The organism is Winogradskyella sediminis (assembly GCF_003387355.1).
GTDB classification, from domain to species: Bacteria; Bacteroidota; Bacteroidia; order Flavobacteriales; family Flavobacteriaceae; genus Winogradskyella; species Winogradskyella sediminis.
This window is the reverse complement of sequence record NZ_QUNH01000002.1, coordinates 716,113-731,568: the sequence shown is the minus strand read 5'-3', so window position 1 is coordinate 731,568 and position 15,456 is coordinate 716,113. Positions and strand designations below refer to the sequence as shown.

The window sequence follows — 15,456 nt, the reverse complement described above, 5'->3', positions numbered from 1 at the left end:
TCATGACCACACTATCAAGAATTATTATCATCAGTATTATTAGTTTTTTATTGCTATCGTGCAATTTCTCTATGAATTTAGGTCCAGGCGTTGACGGCAATGGCAATGTCGTTACCGAAGAGAGAACGATATCACCAGATTTTAATGAAATAAAAGTCAGCCAAGGGCTAGACCTATACATTTCACAATCAGACGCTGTAGGTCTTAGTGTAGAAGCCGATGAGAATCTACAAGACTTAATTATGACGGACGTTGAAAATAGTATATTACGTATATATACTACAGAGAACATCAGAAGAGCTCAATCTAAAAAAATAATATTGAGTATTGAAACCATTTCAGCTATTAAAGCTACAAGCGGAAGCGATGTCTACTCTTCTAATACCATTTCTTTATCTAATCTAGACCTTCATGCTACAAGTGGAGCAGATATAACTATAGATGTTATTACGGAGACCTTAGAATGTAAATCTACAAGCGGAAGTGATATTAAGGTTACTGGTACTACTACCAACTTTATGGCTGAAGCTACTAGTGGTAGCGATATTGACGCTTCAAATTTAAAAGCAGAAATTTCAAATGTAAAAGCCACAAGTGGTGCGGATATTTCTGTACATACGTCTAAAGAACTCACTGCCAATGCTACTAGTGGTGGAGATGTAAAATATTCAGGAAACCCAAAAAAGGTAAACAAATCTGATAATTCTGCTGGTAGCGTAAAGCAACATTAAGTAATATCGCAAAACATTATTTTTTTTATTTATATTTACAGTAAACAACTACCAATCAACCAACTGCAAACCATCTTAAATTCTTTTTAGAGTTTGGGATGGTTTTTGCTTATCTTAGTTTATTAACTTTTAATTGACCAATATTAAGCAGAAATCCTTAATATTGACAATCGGAACATCATAACGTAGTCTAAAACATAATAAGTGACTTATCTTATGGGTTTTGTGTCTCTTAAAAAGACAGTAAACATTAGAACATGAAAAAAACAGTACTCATTCTGCTTTTAATGGTTGTTGCTTCACCACTAGTGCAAGCGCAAGCGGAAGACAAAATTAAAGGCGACAGAAATGTTACCATTAAACAAACATTTATCGATGAATTTAATTCCATTATAGTTGATGGTGATTTTTCCATTGAAATCGTATACAACAGTAAACCTTCTGTAAATATTGAAGCAGACGACAATTTACATGACGTTATTCAATTTGATGTTGTTGATGGTGTCCTTAAATTCACGGAAACCATTCGTATTACTTCAAAAAAGAAATTAAACATTACGGTTAATTATAGCGATGGTCTTAGTAATATTGAAACTAGAGGAGACGGAGAAATTAGATCGTTAACCTCAATGGAACTTGGTGATGTTACCTTAATTACTGCTGACGACTCTAGAGCGTATTTAAATGTTAATGCAAAAAATTTCACTTATAAAAGCTCTGGTAAATCAAAAACCAGATTAAATCTCACTGCAGATCAGACCAAGATAGAATTAACAGACAATAGTAAATTAGATGCTTTAATTACAAGCAAAGTAGCGGATTTTGATTTATACCTGCGTTCTGATGCTGTTATTGAAGGTAATGCCAATTCTTCTGTAATTAGAATGGATAATTCCACCAATTTTAACGGATCTAAATTTGATATTAAAACAGCGGAAGTTACTTTAGAGGATAATAGCGACTTAACCATTGCTGCTATAGACCACATTAGCATTGCAGCTTCTGGTAATAGTGAGGTTTACCTTTTTGGTAGTCCTGCTATTACAATTACGAAATTTGAAGATACCGCTAAACTGCAAAAGAAAAAGCGATGAATACAACACTTATGGCTCTAAGATTTTGAGAGAAAATTGAATCTCAATTATTGGAGAAACCTTAACCATACCTAACATTTTGGTTGGTGCCGTTAAATTAAAATCATTAATATCTAAAGGCATAACTCCGCTCACCTGAATATTGTGATCGTTGGTAATTGAAATTGGCACAGTATAAGACTTTACGATGTTACTAATAGTGATTTCGATAGTTGCCGTCGTAGTATTGTTTTGAGGCTTTACCTTAGAAATCTCTTTTAACTTCAGTATTATTTCAGGATACTCTTCCGTATTGAGAAGCTTATTAAAATCTTTATTAATTGCCTTACCTCCACAATTAAATTCTACATTTGGAAGAATTAACTTAGTGTCTGTAAACTTTATACTTTGATTGTAATCCTTGTAATGGATTCTTATAGCGTCTGAAATTGTAGTCATATCAAACTGACACTCAAAAGTACTAACATTGGTTTTACCTTTAATTTTTAAGTAACTTTCAGAAGATAAAACCACAACGGATTCTTTAGACGCTAACTCTTCTACATTAAAAAAAGTAGATAGCACAGCCCCTAGGAAAAACAATATGCTAAATGAAAATGTCTTAATCATAATTAAAAATAAAAAAATAAGACCTTCATCCCAAAGGAGTGAAGGTCTTTTTATAGAAACTAACCCTTAGAAGCTAATAACAGCTTCTAATATAACTCCATCAAATTTCCCTTCTTCAAGAAGGTCTCCCGTAGGATAATCGTTGTAGCTCTGACTAACATATTCTGCTTTCATAAGCACATTCTTTGTCATAAACCATCCAGCACCTAATTGAAATCTATCTACACTTACATCATCTCCGCTAGCTAATTCAGCACTTACCGTATTATAACGTCCACCTAAATACACATTTTCTTTTTCACCAAATCTGTAAATAACCTCTCCTGCATATTGATTAGCATCTCTTCGGTCTGCTTCTGATAATGCTTTTCCTGATGTTACTTCAATTGTACCAAATACTTCTAAGCCACCATATTTTACAAATGGATTAATCATTATTGCTGTAATTTGGTTTTTGAAGCCAGGATCAAAACGACCAGATCTAAAGTTATCACTTGTTGCTGTAGCATCTTGCATTATACTGTAATATCTAGAACCCGCTCTATCTGCAGAATATAAATACACGTTTGGTGCATAACCTGTGTTGTATAAAGATCCTGTTAATCTAAATCTAAAATCATCATTGATTTGCTTATCATATCCTACTTTAGCTAAGAATGCTGCACCACCTGTAGTTCCGTTAGATACTGTAGTACTCTGGTTTAATTTACCATTTGTAAATCCTACCATACCAAATAATCCATTATCTGCTGTATAATATACTTCTGCACCTACTTCAGTTGTAAAAGAATCCATTATTAAGTTACCTACAAATGGGTTGTAAAGTGCTTGTGCATTATCACTTCTTCTAAAGTGTGCATCACCATAGTTATTCTCCATATGACCAATTTTAATTGTCGTATGTTTCATAAGGTCTTCCATAAATCCTTCTTTGATAAAATCTAACTTATCAATTTGAAAATAACCTCCTTTTACGTAAGGCTCGTGGTGGTGTCTAGAAGATAAATACGTTCTTAAGTGCATGCTTACACCATCATATAACGCCACGTCTAAATCTAAATTAGCAGTCGCTAAGTTGAAGTTACTACCTACTTCTGATAACGGTGTTACACCAGAATTTTCATTATCTAATGCCTGATACTGAAGTGCAAATGAGCCTCCAATTCTAACGTATAGTTCATCAAACATTGTAATAGTGTCCTTTGGTGCTTCAAAAACGTTTACACCTCTTTGATCTGGTTGCCTGTAATTATTAAAGTCTCTTTTACTGGTTGTTTGCGCAGATACTGAATATCCCATTGTTAAAACAATGACTAGGGTTGCGAGTTTTAATACTGATTTCATAATTTATAATTTAAAGTTGATTTTGTGTTCTAATTATTTTTGCTCAAATACTGATTTGAATGCGATTTTAATTTTATCACCAGTTTTAATAGTACCTAATAAGGCTTTTGGCGGATCGACTCCAAAATCTGTCATATTAAATGATTTTTCTCCATTAAGTAGCACCTTGTTACCTTCTACTTTCACCGTCATATCTATGGTAATCGACTTTGTAACACCAGAAATGGTCATTTTTCCTAAAGCTGAAACTTTAAATGATTGATCTGAAACTTTAGTTACTTGTTTTAACGATGTTAAACTAAAATTCATCGTTTTATAATCATCTGTGTTTAACGCTTTGTAAGTGTTTTTATCCATTGTAGACTTACCACTCTTAAGACTCTCGGCTTCTACAGAAAACGTAAGACTACTAATCTCTAAGTCTTGAGCATTGGTAACAACTAATTTACCTGATTGCTTTTCTGTCTCTAACGTCCAATCGTGTAAAGAAGAGGTGCCATGTACTTCTAAAACAGAAGAAGAATTATTTAAAATATAGTTTTGAGATAAAGCCACCTGAAAAGAAAATAGACAGCTCGCTAAAACGGCTAAAAAGAATACTGGTTTTTTAATTGAATATTTCATAATTGAGTTTTAATGTTTCCGCAAAGATTTACATAAAAACGATTTTAAATTATGATAAAAGTCATGATTGCTCATTTTTTAGAAAATGCAATCAAAAGCCAGCTTAAATAGAAAGTAAAAAAGCCGAAGTGTTTAACTTCGGCTTTCTTTAAAATTATAAATTGTAGGTCGATTTAGTTGTAGGTTGATGTTGCTACTTCAAAATCGGAATCTTTAGATGCTAAATAACGTTCGGCATCTAAAGCAGCCATACAACCTGTTCCTGCTGCAGTAATAGCTTGTCTGTAGACATGGTCTGCCGCATCTCCACTTACAAATACACCTTCAACCGAAGTTTTACTAGTACCTGGTACAGCATTAATAATATACCCTGTTTCGTCTAAGTCCAAATAGTCTTTAAAAACATCTGTATTCGGTTTATGTCCAATAGCTACGAAGAAACCTGTAGCATCTATAACATGCTTTTCATTAGTTAGGTTGTTAAAAACTCTAACACCTGTTACTACTTGTCCGTCGCCTAAAACCTCATCAGTTTCTGTGTTGTACAAGATTTCAATATTTTCTGTATTTATAACACGTTGAGCCATAATCTTAGACGCTCTAAACTCATCGCGTCTCACTAACATTGTTACTTTTTTACAAAGTTTAGATAAATAATGAGCCTCTTCGCAAGCAGAATCTCCAGCTCCCACAATCACGACTTCCTGATTTCTATAAAAGAATCCATCACAAACGGCACAAGCAGATACACCACCTCCTAATTTTAAGTATTTTTGCTCTGAAGGTAAGTTCAAGTATTTTGCTGAAGCTCCTGTAGAAATTATGACGGTATCAGCATGGATTTCCTTCTCTTCATTTACCCATACTTTATGAATATCACCAGAAAAATCGACTTTGGTGATCCATCCATGACGAATATCTGTTCCAAATCGTTCAGCTTGCTTTTGTAATTGTATCATCATCTCAGGACCAGTGATGCCTTCAGGATATCCTGGAAAATTTTCTACATCATTAGTTGTCGTAAGCTGACCACCTGGTTGTTCTCCCTGATATAAAACAGGGTGCATATTTGCTCTAGACGCGTAAATGGCAGCTGTGTATCCTGCAGGTCCAGATCCTATAATTAAACACTTTACTTTTTCGATTGTATCAGACATATTATGTATTTTATTATATAAACAAAAGTAGGATTTTTGTACAAATCCTTACAATGAAGTTATTAACAGTAATTATACCGATATAAATTTTATAAATAGTAGCCCTTTTTACTTATAATTTCGTAATTTAAAGCTGTTTAATTGTAAAATCTTAGAAATCATGTCTTATAAATTACTACTTTTAAGTATATCCTGGATGTTTATATCTTCTTGTAAAGAGCAAAACCATGAAGTTGCAGAACATACAGAAACGACTGAAATTTTGGAAGCAACTAAAAGTCACCTCAAAGGAACATGGGAACTTGTAGGATTTTATAATTACAAAGATAATGTGGTTGTAGATTCGTTTTCTAATAATACCATATCGAGACAAGTTAAAATGTATACCGATAGTAAAGTGATGTGGTGTAAACTATTAAAATCTGATTCTATTGAATTCTTTGGCTATGGCTCTTACAAACATAATGACGATGGTTTAACCGAAACTTTAGAGTTTGGTTCTTCTTTTATGAACGATATTATACAAGAACAGCAAGAGTTTAATTTTAAGCTGGAGTTGTCTGAAGATCGCTTTGAACAAATTGAAATTGATGACGATGGCAACAAAATCTATTCTGAAAACTATATTAGAGTAGAATAATATTATTGTCTTTTATTGCGCACTAAAGCTAAGGCGATTTAATGTTTATGTAAAAAAAATACTATAAAAAATAGCCATAACAGATAATGTGTTATGGCTATTTATATGTAAAAAGTTACAATTTAACTTTATTTCTTAACGAAACCTCTTAACAATGAGATTACAAAAAGTATTAAGAAAATAAAGAAAATAACTTTAGCAATTCCTGCTGCAGCTCCTGCAATTCCTCCGAATCCAAGAACGGCTGCGATTAATGCGATTATAACGAATGTGATTGTCCAACGTAACATATTTTTTATGGTTTTAAGTTAATTGATTAGTACCTCTAACCTTCATTACAAAGATGGCGTTTAATGAGACAACAGCTTTGCTCATACGCTAGTAATCTTAATCATATCAAACGTTTACTAAGATCACAATATAAAAAAAGGAGCATATTCTATATGTAGAATATGCTCCATGTAGTTGAGAGATAAAAGTTAAATTTTATCTTAAATTCTCTAAAGATTTTACATTAGATAAATCGGATTGAATCTGATTTTTTTGTGATTCTAATATCGATTTAGTGCTACTTGGTAAAGTCGATTCCTGCAATACCTCTTCGTACTCATTTACAGAAGCTTTCTCTCCTCTTATAGCCTCTTCTAACATTGATTCTTCGTTGTCTGCAGAAAATAGTGCTTTAACGTCCATCCATGTTCTATGAGCAGATCCTGTAAAGCTACCTCCTTTATCGACTTCTTGTCCAAAGGATCTGATTTCAGATTTAAGATCGTGACCAAATGTTCTTCTTTCTTGCGACTTACGATTAAAGAAAGTTCTCAATCCTGAATGTTCTGTATTCTCAGCAGCTTTAGCATAACCTTTTTCTGCATCGTAATTTTTCTCTAATAAATCGTTGAGTTTGTTTCCTACTTGTTCTGTGTATGTTGCCATTTTTAGTGTGTGTTTTAATTATAAGGTAATTTGAAAATCAAGATGCTTACCTTTTAACATCTACAGTACTATATCTAGCACGTTTTCATTATCAAAATTAGTCATCTTTGGAGGGGTTTCTTAGTTCAAATGCTGTAGAAATTAACGCTATAAAATGTGATGATGTATCTTAACATTTTTTAAGAAAGATAAGGTTATCATAACAGTAAATTATTATGTATAGCATAAAAAAATCCTTCAAATTAAATGAAAAGAAGAGTATTCTAATTCATATACTTTAAAGGATGGTTATTAAGTTTTGCCATTAGGCCAACTGAAAGACATATTTATCTATGCGAATTCATATAATTATTATATTTTATGGCTAATTCTTTCTTTTGGTTGCTATCAAACACTTTTCCAGATAACTGAAAAAACGTGTGCTCTTCATCTTCTAAATGATGCTCTACTTTTTCTTTAAGGTTTTTAGCCACCTTTAACCATGCAGAAGAATCCATTTCTGTATTTTCTAATGCTTCTATAAGTTCATCAATTTCATGGTGCTCCGCAATTCCATGTCTGGCATAATCTTGCATCATATCTGTAGGAATTAGTGGTTTGTAAAAATGACGCTCTTCAGCGTTAGCGTGTAATGTTAGTTCTTTACGTAATGCTTTAAATAAATCGCTTCTAGTCTTTGTATCACCAGAAGTGTCTACTAATTTATCAAGTAAGTCGCGTTGAATGTCGTGATCATTTCTAATAGCTTCATATATATTCATAAGGCTTTTGGTTTTGGTTAATTTTAACTGATATCCTCAAAAATAAAGCTACAAATCCAGTCCATATGGCTGATATCATTTAAAAGTTAACGGTTTTACGAGTTTTAATTCCTCAAAGTAAATAGAGATACTAGATCACTATACATCAAATAGTTATTTTTTAAATAACCATTTTCTAATCATGGCTATAAAACTGTATTTTCCTGTTAATTTTAAGGCCGTACTAATCCAATTTAAAGGTTGTAAATCTTCTTTAAATTCGTGCTTCGTCATTCTTAATTCTTCCCAAGCAATATCGCGTTCTAATTTAAACCGTTTTAAATCGTTATCAATTTCTTCGAATGTTGAATATGTTTTCATATTAATTAAAAAATTTAAGCCCTACTTTTTTTATGATATACGCGTTGAATTTAGTCCTCAACTTATAAATGAGTAGTGCCAAAACCACATAAATACCACCTACAATTAGAAAACCAAGGGCATAGCTCTGTAAAGAATTGCCGATTTCTAAAGCAGCTGCAAAAGACAAGAACACGATGCCTGCAAATAGCAAACTCCCTACAGCAAACACTTTTGTCACTAAACTTAATGATAACGTTAGTTGCTGAAATATCTTTAATCTAAAGTATTGGTGAGACGCTTTAACGTAGCGCTCACCAACCTGAGATGCTTTTTCTGTTGTGTGGCTTATGTCGTCAAAAACACTCATTGTTTAGGCTTTTTTCTGTAAGTTCTTATTTTTTGCTTTCAGGTCTTTTAATTTAGCCTCTAGCGTGGTAATGACATCTTCTGCTTTATAACTGGCGTTAGATACAATATAATCTACTTGTTCATCCAAATTCTCTTTTTGAGATGCAATTGTACTACCAAGAGAATCTCTTAACTCAGATGCTTTTTCTGCCATTAAATCTCTTTTCGTTGCTGCTTCGTCAGCAATTCTCTGTCTTGTGACACTACCTTTTTCTGGAGCAAAAAGAATTCCGAGAGCAGCTCCTACTGCGGTTCCTGCTAATATTCCTAAAACTGTATTTCCGTTATTACTCATGATGTTTTGTTTTTGTGTTAATGTTTAATATTCAGCACGTTGCTGTGACACAAATATACTAGCAATACCAACCGTAGCTTGACTCTATAGATATTGATATTAGCTGAAAAACTAATAATGGTTAGCGTTAATCATTTTGGTAATAGAATTAATCAGTTTTATAGAGTACTTTTAAATTTGAAAAGCACTTATATTATGAAAACAGAACTTAAAACATATAACCCTTACAACGGTAATCTTCTTGAAACGTACAGACGTGACTCTGAAGCAACATTAAAAGACAAACTAAACGTAGCAGACCAAAGATTTACGTCTTGGAAACATGTTGAAATCACCGAACGTGTTGCATTGCTTCAAAACTTAGCTGACGAATTGTATAAACAGAAGAATTCACTAAGTCAATTAATGACAGAAGAAATGGGAAAACCCATTTTAGAAAGTGAAGCTGAAATTGAAAAGTGTATCTACCTTATTGATTTCTACATCAAAAATTCTGAGCAATTTCTACAAGACGATCTTATAGATACTGACGCGCATGAAAGCTTTATTAGTTACGATCCTCTAGGTTGCATTTTAGCTATTATGCCATGGAATTATCCGTTTTGGCAAGTTTTTAGATTTGCTATTCCTACGTTAACTGCTGGTAACGTTGCCTTATTAAAACATGCGTCTAATGTTACAGGTTGCGCGTTGGCTATTGAAAAATTATTTCAAGATGCAGGATTTCCTAAAGGTTGTTTTCAAACCTTAATTGCACACCATGAGCATATTGAAACGTTGATAGACCATGATATTGTAAAAGCTGTATCCTTAACAGGAAGTGAAAACGCAGGACGAAAAATTGCTGAACGTGCAGGTAGAAATTTAAAACCTTCACTTTTAGAATTAGGTGGAAATAATGCTTGTATAATTCTAGGCGATGCTGATTTAGATGAGCATATCGGTACCATTGTTAAAGCTAGAATGCAAAACTCTGGTCAAAGTTGTATTGCCGCAAAACGATTTATAGTTGTAGAATCTATTTATGATGCATTTATTGAAAAATTCACATCTAAAGTACAGGCGTTAAAATATGGTGACCCATTAGATGAGGATACCACAATATCTTGTCTTGCTCGTGTAGACTTAGCAGAAACACTAGAAGAGCAGGTGCAACAATCTATCGATTTGGGTGCTAAGGTGCTAATAGGTCATCAACGCGATGGAGCTTATTATCCACCCACAATAATAACGGATGTTACACCCAAAATGCCTGTATTCACAGCCGAAACTTTTGGACCTGTCGCTGCAGTGATTAAAGTAAAGACTGAGGATGAAGCTTATAACATGGCATCAGAAAGCAAATTTGGTTTAGGTACCATGGTTTTCTCTTCAGACTATGAAGCTGCAGCAGCACGCATTTCAGAAATTGCAGATGGTGCATTTTTTATCAATGAGATGGTAAAATCTGATCCAAGGTTGCCGTTTGGTGGTACTAAGATTTCAGGATTTGGACGTGAATTATCTAAAGAAGGGATGTTAGCCTTTGTAAATATTAAAACAGTTTATATAAACCAATAAAATATAATAATTATGAAATTTGTAAAAGATGAAGACGAAGAAAGAAGAGATTATGTTTTTCAAAAAGACACAAAAACAAGGTTTGGAGCTAAATTTATAATACTTGTGCTCATTATATTAGTAGGAGCTGTAGTGGCTTCAGGAATCCATTTTGCATGGTTTTAAGCCATTGAACTACTTTTTTGAGTTGCCAAGACACTGATAATTAATAGCTGAGTCGCATGAAATAACATTAACGGTAATAATATAATACCTAACGTAGCCATATTACCAAATAATATTTTTGAAAAAACCGTGCCATGAACTAAAGACTTTTTAGTACCACAAAATTGTGCTGTAATTCGATCTTGTATATTAAGGTGTAGTTTCTTAGCTAAAAAACCGGTTAACCCATAAACTACAGTAAACAAAACAATGACTCCCATAAAGAGTAATAATAAGTCGCTAATGGAAACGACACTAAACACATCATTCTCAAAAGAAGATGAAAAACTCTTATAAATGATTAATAAGATAATAGATTTATCAAACAAGGTTAATTTATTACTGTGCCTTCGAGCGAAATCTCCCCAATAGCGCTGAAGAATGAGACCTAAAACAACAGGAACAATAATCTGAAGAATGAGTTTGGAATAGATTGCCGTAAAATCAAAATTGGTTTGCGTACTATCTATAAATAATCCCATCCATAGAGGAGTAATTACAATACCGATAATTCCCGAAATACTAGCATTGAATATAGTCGCAGGAACATTTCCCTTAGCCATTGATACCATAACTACAGACGACGAAACGGTTGATGGCAAAGCCGCCAAGAAAAAGAAAGCCAACCAAATGGTGTCTTGCGCTTCATTTTGAATCCATGGCCGACATAGTAAAATCAACAATGGAAACATTAAAAAAGTAGAGCCCTGAACTAGAAAATGCAATTTCCAATTTTTAAGTCCTGCTTTGAGTTGCGTAGGATTCAGTTTTAAGCCGTAAAAAAAGAAGATCACGGCAATACCTATGGTACTAATCGTATCGATAGGAATCTTACTTTGCTCAGTTCCCCATTCTGGAAATAAATATGCTAATATTATAACTAGAATAATAGAAAGGACGAATTTATCAATCTTTATTTTCATTATCGACACCTTTATTTCTGTCCGTTAATTATTGAGTGCACTAAAATAACATCAAAATATTACATATAAGACAATAGCACAATCTTAATTTTAATACTAAAAAAGTGGGTTATTAAATATCAGTTGTAATTTTATTAAAAAAGCTACATCCTTTAACTAATAACGTACGCTAAAGCACTAGTTTAATGCGTTAAAAACTTAAAACGTTAGGTGATTATAAAAAAAATCAGGAACTTTGTATTGTGAAAACAGCAACCCTATTTTTAGCATTATTTATGCTTTTGAAACCGACAATTCCCTTTGTGGAATATGCTGCGTTTTACGATTATATTAAAAATGAGCTCTGTGTCAATAAGGATAAGCCTCAAATGGCTTGTAATGGTAAATGTCATTTAAAAAAAGAACTAGCTAAAGCCTCAGATTCTGATAAAAGTAACGATAAAAACCATTCATCATCTTCAGAACAACAAGTGGTTTTCTTTCAAGATATATTTGAAAACCGAATCGTTATTATCCCAACCGAAAAAAACCTAAAAATTGAATCGTCATATCACATCATTTATGAATTCGATTTTATGAATTTCATCTTCCATCCTCCTTTAGTTTAAGCCTAAATATATACTTATTAATGTATTGCATTTTTTACTGAGCAAAATCCTTGGGAAAAGAAGTTATATGTATCATTCTGTATACTCAGTATTGTATTTCAACACCTATAAAATTGAAATAACACTAGAGATGCCATACATTTTAAGTCGTCTACATTTTTCGTAGTCTTAACAAGAATCAAAGTTTCTGTTAAGTGTTTGTTATAAGGTAAAAGGTCTTTTATGAGCAATAAAACACTTCATAATCTTATGCACAACTGCTACATTTTATAAGTTTATTTTTTTTTAAATATAACACCTAAAAGTGATGAAAAAAATCATGTGCTTCGTGGCTACATTTGCTATTGTGGCCACATCATGTACCCTAGATAAAACGGATTACGAATCTGAAATTAGCACTATTGTCATAGAGCATTTTGATTACGAAGAAGCCGTTTCAATAAATGAAGGTTCTTACAAAATCATTATAACAGCTCTTAACGGCACATTTTATAAGGGTTATAATGATCTTCGATTAACCATTATAAATACCGAAACCAACGACACTATCAATTCCGCTGCTGTCACCTTTTTACCCATACTTACAAATTACAATGGCAATCATTCTTCATGTCCTCATCGCTACAATTTAGATGCAAATACTGAAGATGATTATTATAGTGGTTATGCCGTATTTACTAATGAATCGAGTGAGTTAGAAACTTGGACAATTTATATCTCATTCACTGACAACGGTCAGACTTACACTGTAAACAAGACTATTACAGTTGAAGAACAAGGTAATATGAATTTAAACATGACAGCCTTTACAGCCGATGATGGTGAACAATACTTTATTGCGTTGGTGGCTCCGCAAAAACCTAAAATTGCAGAGAACGAATTGGTTGCAGGCATATACACTTATAATTCACCGACTAGTGATGCCGGAACATTTCCCGACCCTTCTCAGTTTTCATATTCAGAAGTCGAAGACTACACCTTATTATTAGACCCAAGAATGCCAGAACCTTCAATGGGAAATCATTCTTCACCAAACAATCAAGATTTAATTCAAAGAGAAGATGGCCTATATTATGGAGTGGTCAACTATACGATGACAGGAAATTGGACATTAAATTTTAGATTACAAAATCAATTTGGAGCCATAATTAAAGGCACTGAAGTATCTACTGATTTTACACCAGGAATTGAAGGAGAACGCAGCGAACTGTATATAGACATATTATTCTAATGAGAACATTTCTTTTATTTACCCTATTACTCATTTCTTTCCGCTATTCTACTGCTCAACAAACTGAGAAAAAGAAAGATAGTATCGTTGCTTTAGACGAAGTTGAACTTATTACGGTGATTAAGAAAAAAATTGAAACAGATATGAAAATGGCCGTTTCAGTTGATGAATTCTTAGCGTCATCAGACCAAATTAGTTTTATAAAGCGCGGAGCTTACGCTTGGGAACCTTTATTAAATAATATGAGCTCTGAGCGCTCCACCATTACTATCGATGGGATGCATATTTTTGGTGCATGTACGGATAAAATGGATCCTATTACCTCGTATGTTGAAAGCAATAACTTGTCTAAAATTGATATAAAATCTGGCCAAGATGGAAATATGCATGGAGCAACAATAGCCGGAAGTATAGATTTGAAACGTAAGCACACTCCTTTTCATCCTTATAAACAATGGAATGGCGCCTACCAAACCGGATTTGAATCGAACAATAAGCAATTTTTCAATTTAGCAAGTGCCGCCTACACTAGTGAAAAGCTTGTGGTAGATGGAAGTTTAGCATATAGAAAAGCAGAAAACTACAATGACGGCAACTCAGATGAAGTACCACACTCCCAATTCACTAAATTTAATGCCTCACTTGGTGTTGCCTATAAAACAAGTACCTTATCCTCTTTAAAAGTTGAAGCCATCTATGATGAAGCCAAAGATGTTGGTTATCCTGCTCTGCCTATGGATCTGTGGTTGTCTAGAGCGCTCATAACCTCAGCCACCTATAAACAATTGTTTGAAGAAGGTTTGTTTAGAGCCCTAGATACCAAAATTTATTTCAATGCTATTGAGCATTATATGGATGACACTACACGTCCAGAAAACTTAGTACACATGGATATGCCTGGCTGGAGTACAACGTTTGGCTTACTCTCTAAGACTCATATTAAGCGTCATAATTTTAATTCAGAAATACAACTCAATGCTTACAACAATTTATCAACGGCAGAAATGCGTATGTATCCTCAAGACCGCAGCGAGCGCAGCATGTTTGCTTATAGTTGGCCTGAAGTCACAACTACATTTGCTGGTCTATCCGTAAATAACGCATGGGAAATTTCAGATAATAGTCAACTGAATTTTGGAGGATCTTTAGGAATACATTACAACCGTTCTAAATATGCAGAATTTAACTGGATTTTCCACCCAGGAACACCTCAAGAAAAAACGAGAGTATTACCAAGCTTACATACTAGCTACCAATTAAATATTAAGAACTTTGATTTTTCTGTAGGAGGAGGTTATGGACATAGAGCACCATCGGTTTCTGAAGGTTATGGCTATTATATATACAACAGTTTTGACCGTTACGACTATATAGGTAATCCTGATCTTAAAAATGAAATCTCGTACGAGGCTAATGCGAGTGCAGGTTTTAAAAATCATACGTTTAGTCTGCAAGCAAAAGTCAATTATTTCTATATTCAAAATTATATTATAGGTCGAATTTTAAGTCTAGGTAGTCCCATGAATTACCAATCTGTTGGTGTCAAAGGCTATACCGCTTTAGATTATTCTACGTTATTAAATTTTTCATTGAATGGAAGCTATACCATTTTAGATAATTTGCATTGGAAAGGCCATCTCACCTATGCACGTGGCAAAGACAATAACGCTAATAACTTACCTTTTATTAGGCCATTGAGCTACCAGACCTCGATGCATTACAAGTGGAACCAATTTAATGTTCAAACATCTATCAATGGTGATGTAGAACAAGTGCATTACAGTCCAGAATATGGAGAAGACCTAACACCATCCTATACGATTTGGAATCTATCTGCGGATTACACATTTAAAATTAAAGACTACAGAACAGTAATTCAGGTTGGAGCGGAAAATATACTCAATGAATACTATAGTACTTATGCCGATTGGGGAAATATTCCGAGAATGGGACGCAATATTTTTACCTCTTTAAAAATCAATTTTTAAA

General features: G+C 33.4%; 19 protein-coding genes. 8 read left to right on the top strand and 11 right to left on the bottom strand.

What is annotated here, in order from left to right; genetic code table 11:
• Positions 1–2: 2 nt before the first annotated feature.
• Together C8N41_RS10625 and C8N41_RS10620 are read left to right on the top strand one after the other, a co-directional pair.
• A complete protein-coding gene (locus C8N41_RS10625; RefSeq protein WP_115839241.1) occupies positions 3–731 on the top strand; it encodes a head GIN domain-containing protein in 729 nt (242 codons plus the stop codon).
• 257 nt (positions 732–988) lie between these two features.
• Positions 989–1,825, top strand: coding sequence for a GIN domain-containing protein (locus C8N41_RS10620; protein ID WP_244266673.1), 837 nt, complete (start codon positions 989–991; stop codon positions 1,823–1,825).
• A 9-nt stretch (positions 1,826–1,834) separates the two neighbouring features.
• On the opposite strand, the gene C8N41_RS10615 is transcribed toward C8N41_RS10620, so the two are convergent.
• The 4 genes from C8N41_RS10615 to trxB form a co-directional block, all read right to left on the bottom strand.
• Entirely contained in the window at positions 1,835–2,434 is a 600-nt protein-coding gene (locus C8N41_RS10615; protein ID WP_115839240.1) for a YceI family protein, read from the bottom strand.
• A gap of 66 nt (positions 2,435–2,500) precedes the next feature.
• A complete protein-coding gene (locus tag C8N41_RS10610; protein ID WP_211318195.1) occupies positions 2,501–3,778 on the bottom strand; it encodes a hypothetical protein in 1,278 nt (425 codons plus the stop codon).
• A 33-nt stretch (positions 3,779–3,811) separates the two neighbouring features.
• On the bottom strand, positions 3,812–4,402 hold the full coding sequence (locus C8N41_RS10605) for a YceI family protein (protein WP_115839238.1): 591 nt from the start codon (positions 4,400–4,402) through the stop codon (positions 3,812–3,814).
• Positions 4,403–4,575: 173 nt separating this feature from the next.
• Positions 4,576–5,559, bottom strand: coding sequence for a thioredoxin-disulfide reductase (trxB, locus tag C8N41_RS10600; RefSeq protein WP_115839237.1), 984 nt, complete (start codon positions 5,557–5,559; stop codon positions 4,576–4,578).
• A 160-nt stretch (positions 5,560–5,719) separates the two neighbouring features.
• Here trxB and C8N41_RS10595 point away from each other — a divergent pair, with 160 nt between their 5' ends.
• Complete coding sequence (locus tag C8N41_RS10595) at positions 5,720–6,199, top strand: hypothetical protein (protein ID WP_092447132.1); 480 nt, start codon at positions 5,720–5,722, stop codon at positions 6,197–6,199.
• A 128-nt stretch (positions 6,200–6,327) separates the two neighbouring features.
• Here C8N41_RS10595 and C8N41_RS10590 read toward each other — a convergent pair whose 3' ends face one another.
• The 6 genes from C8N41_RS10590 to C8N41_RS10565 form a co-directional block, all read right to left on the bottom strand.
• Positions 6,328–6,489 carry a DUF1328 domain-containing protein gene (locus tag C8N41_RS10590; protein ID WP_092447131.1) on the bottom strand — a complete coding sequence of 54 codons (162 nt, stop codon included), beginning with the start codon at positions 6,487–6,489 and terminating at the stop codon, positions 6,328–6,330.
• Between the two features lie 196 nt (positions 6,490–6,685).
• Positions 6,686–7,135 carry a ferritin-like domain-containing protein gene (locus tag C8N41_RS10585; RefSeq protein WP_092447130.1) on the bottom strand — a complete coding sequence of 150 codons (450 nt, stop codon included), beginning with the start codon at positions 7,133–7,135 and terminating at the stop codon, positions 6,686–6,688.
• Between the two features lie 326 nt (positions 7,136–7,461).
• Positions 7,462–7,896 (bottom strand): hemerythrin domain-containing protein, encoded by a 435-nt coding sequence (locus C8N41_RS10580; protein WP_092447129.1) that lies wholly within the window; start codon positions 7,894–7,896, stop codon positions 7,462–7,464.
• 153 nt (positions 7,897–8,049) lie between these two features.
• On the bottom strand, positions 8,050–8,256 hold the full coding sequence (locus C8N41_RS10575) for a DUF6327 family protein (protein WP_092447128.1): 207 nt from the start codon (positions 8,254–8,256) through the stop codon (positions 8,050–8,052).
• 1 nt (position 8,257) lies between these two features.
• Entirely contained in the window at positions 8,258–8,605 is a 348-nt protein-coding gene (locus C8N41_RS10570; protein WP_115839235.1) for a hypothetical protein, read from the bottom strand.
• Positions 8,606–8,608: 3 nt separating this feature from the next.
• Positions 8,609–8,941 carry a YtxH domain-containing protein gene (locus C8N41_RS10565; protein ID WP_092447126.1) on the bottom strand — a complete coding sequence of 111 codons (333 nt, stop codon included), beginning with the start codon at positions 8,939–8,941 and terminating at the stop codon, positions 8,609–8,611.
• Positions 8,942–9,136: 195 nt separating this feature from the next.
• Here C8N41_RS10565 and C8N41_RS10560 point away from each other — a divergent pair, with 195 nt between their 5' ends.
• Positions 9,137–10,501, top strand: coding sequence for an NAD-dependent succinate-semialdehyde dehydrogenase (locus C8N41_RS10560; RefSeq protein ID WP_115839234.1), 1,365 nt, complete (start codon positions 9,137–9,139; stop codon positions 10,499–10,501).
• A gap of 12 nt (positions 10,502–10,513) precedes the next feature.
• Positions 10,514–10,666, top strand: coding sequence for a hypothetical protein (locus C8N41_RS16950; protein WP_170137114.1), 153 nt, complete (start codon positions 10,514–10,516; stop codon positions 10,664–10,666).
• Here the strand turns inward: C8N41_RS16950 and C8N41_RS10555 are convergent.
• Complete coding sequence (locus C8N41_RS10555) at positions 10,663–11,628, bottom strand: bile acid:sodium symporter family protein (protein WP_115839233.1); 966 nt, start codon at positions 11,626–11,628, stop codon at positions 10,663–10,665. The genes C8N41_RS16950 and C8N41_RS10555 overlap by 4 nt on opposite strands.
• 242 nt (positions 11,629–11,870) lie before the next feature.
• On the opposite strand from C8N41_RS10555, the gene C8N41_RS10550 reads away from it, so the two are divergent.
• The 3 genes from C8N41_RS10550 to C8N41_RS10540 all read left to right on the top strand — a co-directional run bounded on the left by C8N41_RS10550 (position 11,871) and on the right by C8N41_RS10540 (position 15,455).
• The gene (locus C8N41_RS10550; RefSeq protein WP_115839232.1) at positions 11,871–12,236 is read left to right on the top strand and encodes a hypothetical protein; all 366 of its coding nucleotides are present in this window, start codon (positions 11,871–11,873) and stop codon (positions 12,234–12,236) included.
• Between the two features lie 307 nt (positions 12,237–12,543).
• A complete protein-coding gene (locus C8N41_RS10545) occupies positions 12,544–13,467 on the top strand; it encodes a hypothetical protein (RefSeq protein WP_115839231.1) in 924 nt (307 codons plus the stop codon).
• Positions 13,467–15,455 (top strand): TonB-dependent receptor plug domain-containing protein, encoded by a 1,989-nt coding sequence (locus C8N41_RS10540; protein WP_115839230.1) that lies wholly within the window; start codon positions 13,467–13,469, stop codon positions 15,453–15,455. The genes C8N41_RS10545 and C8N41_RS10540 overlap by 1 nt, the downstream gene beginning before the upstream one ends.
• The last annotated feature ends 1 nt before the right edge of the window (position 15,456 follow it).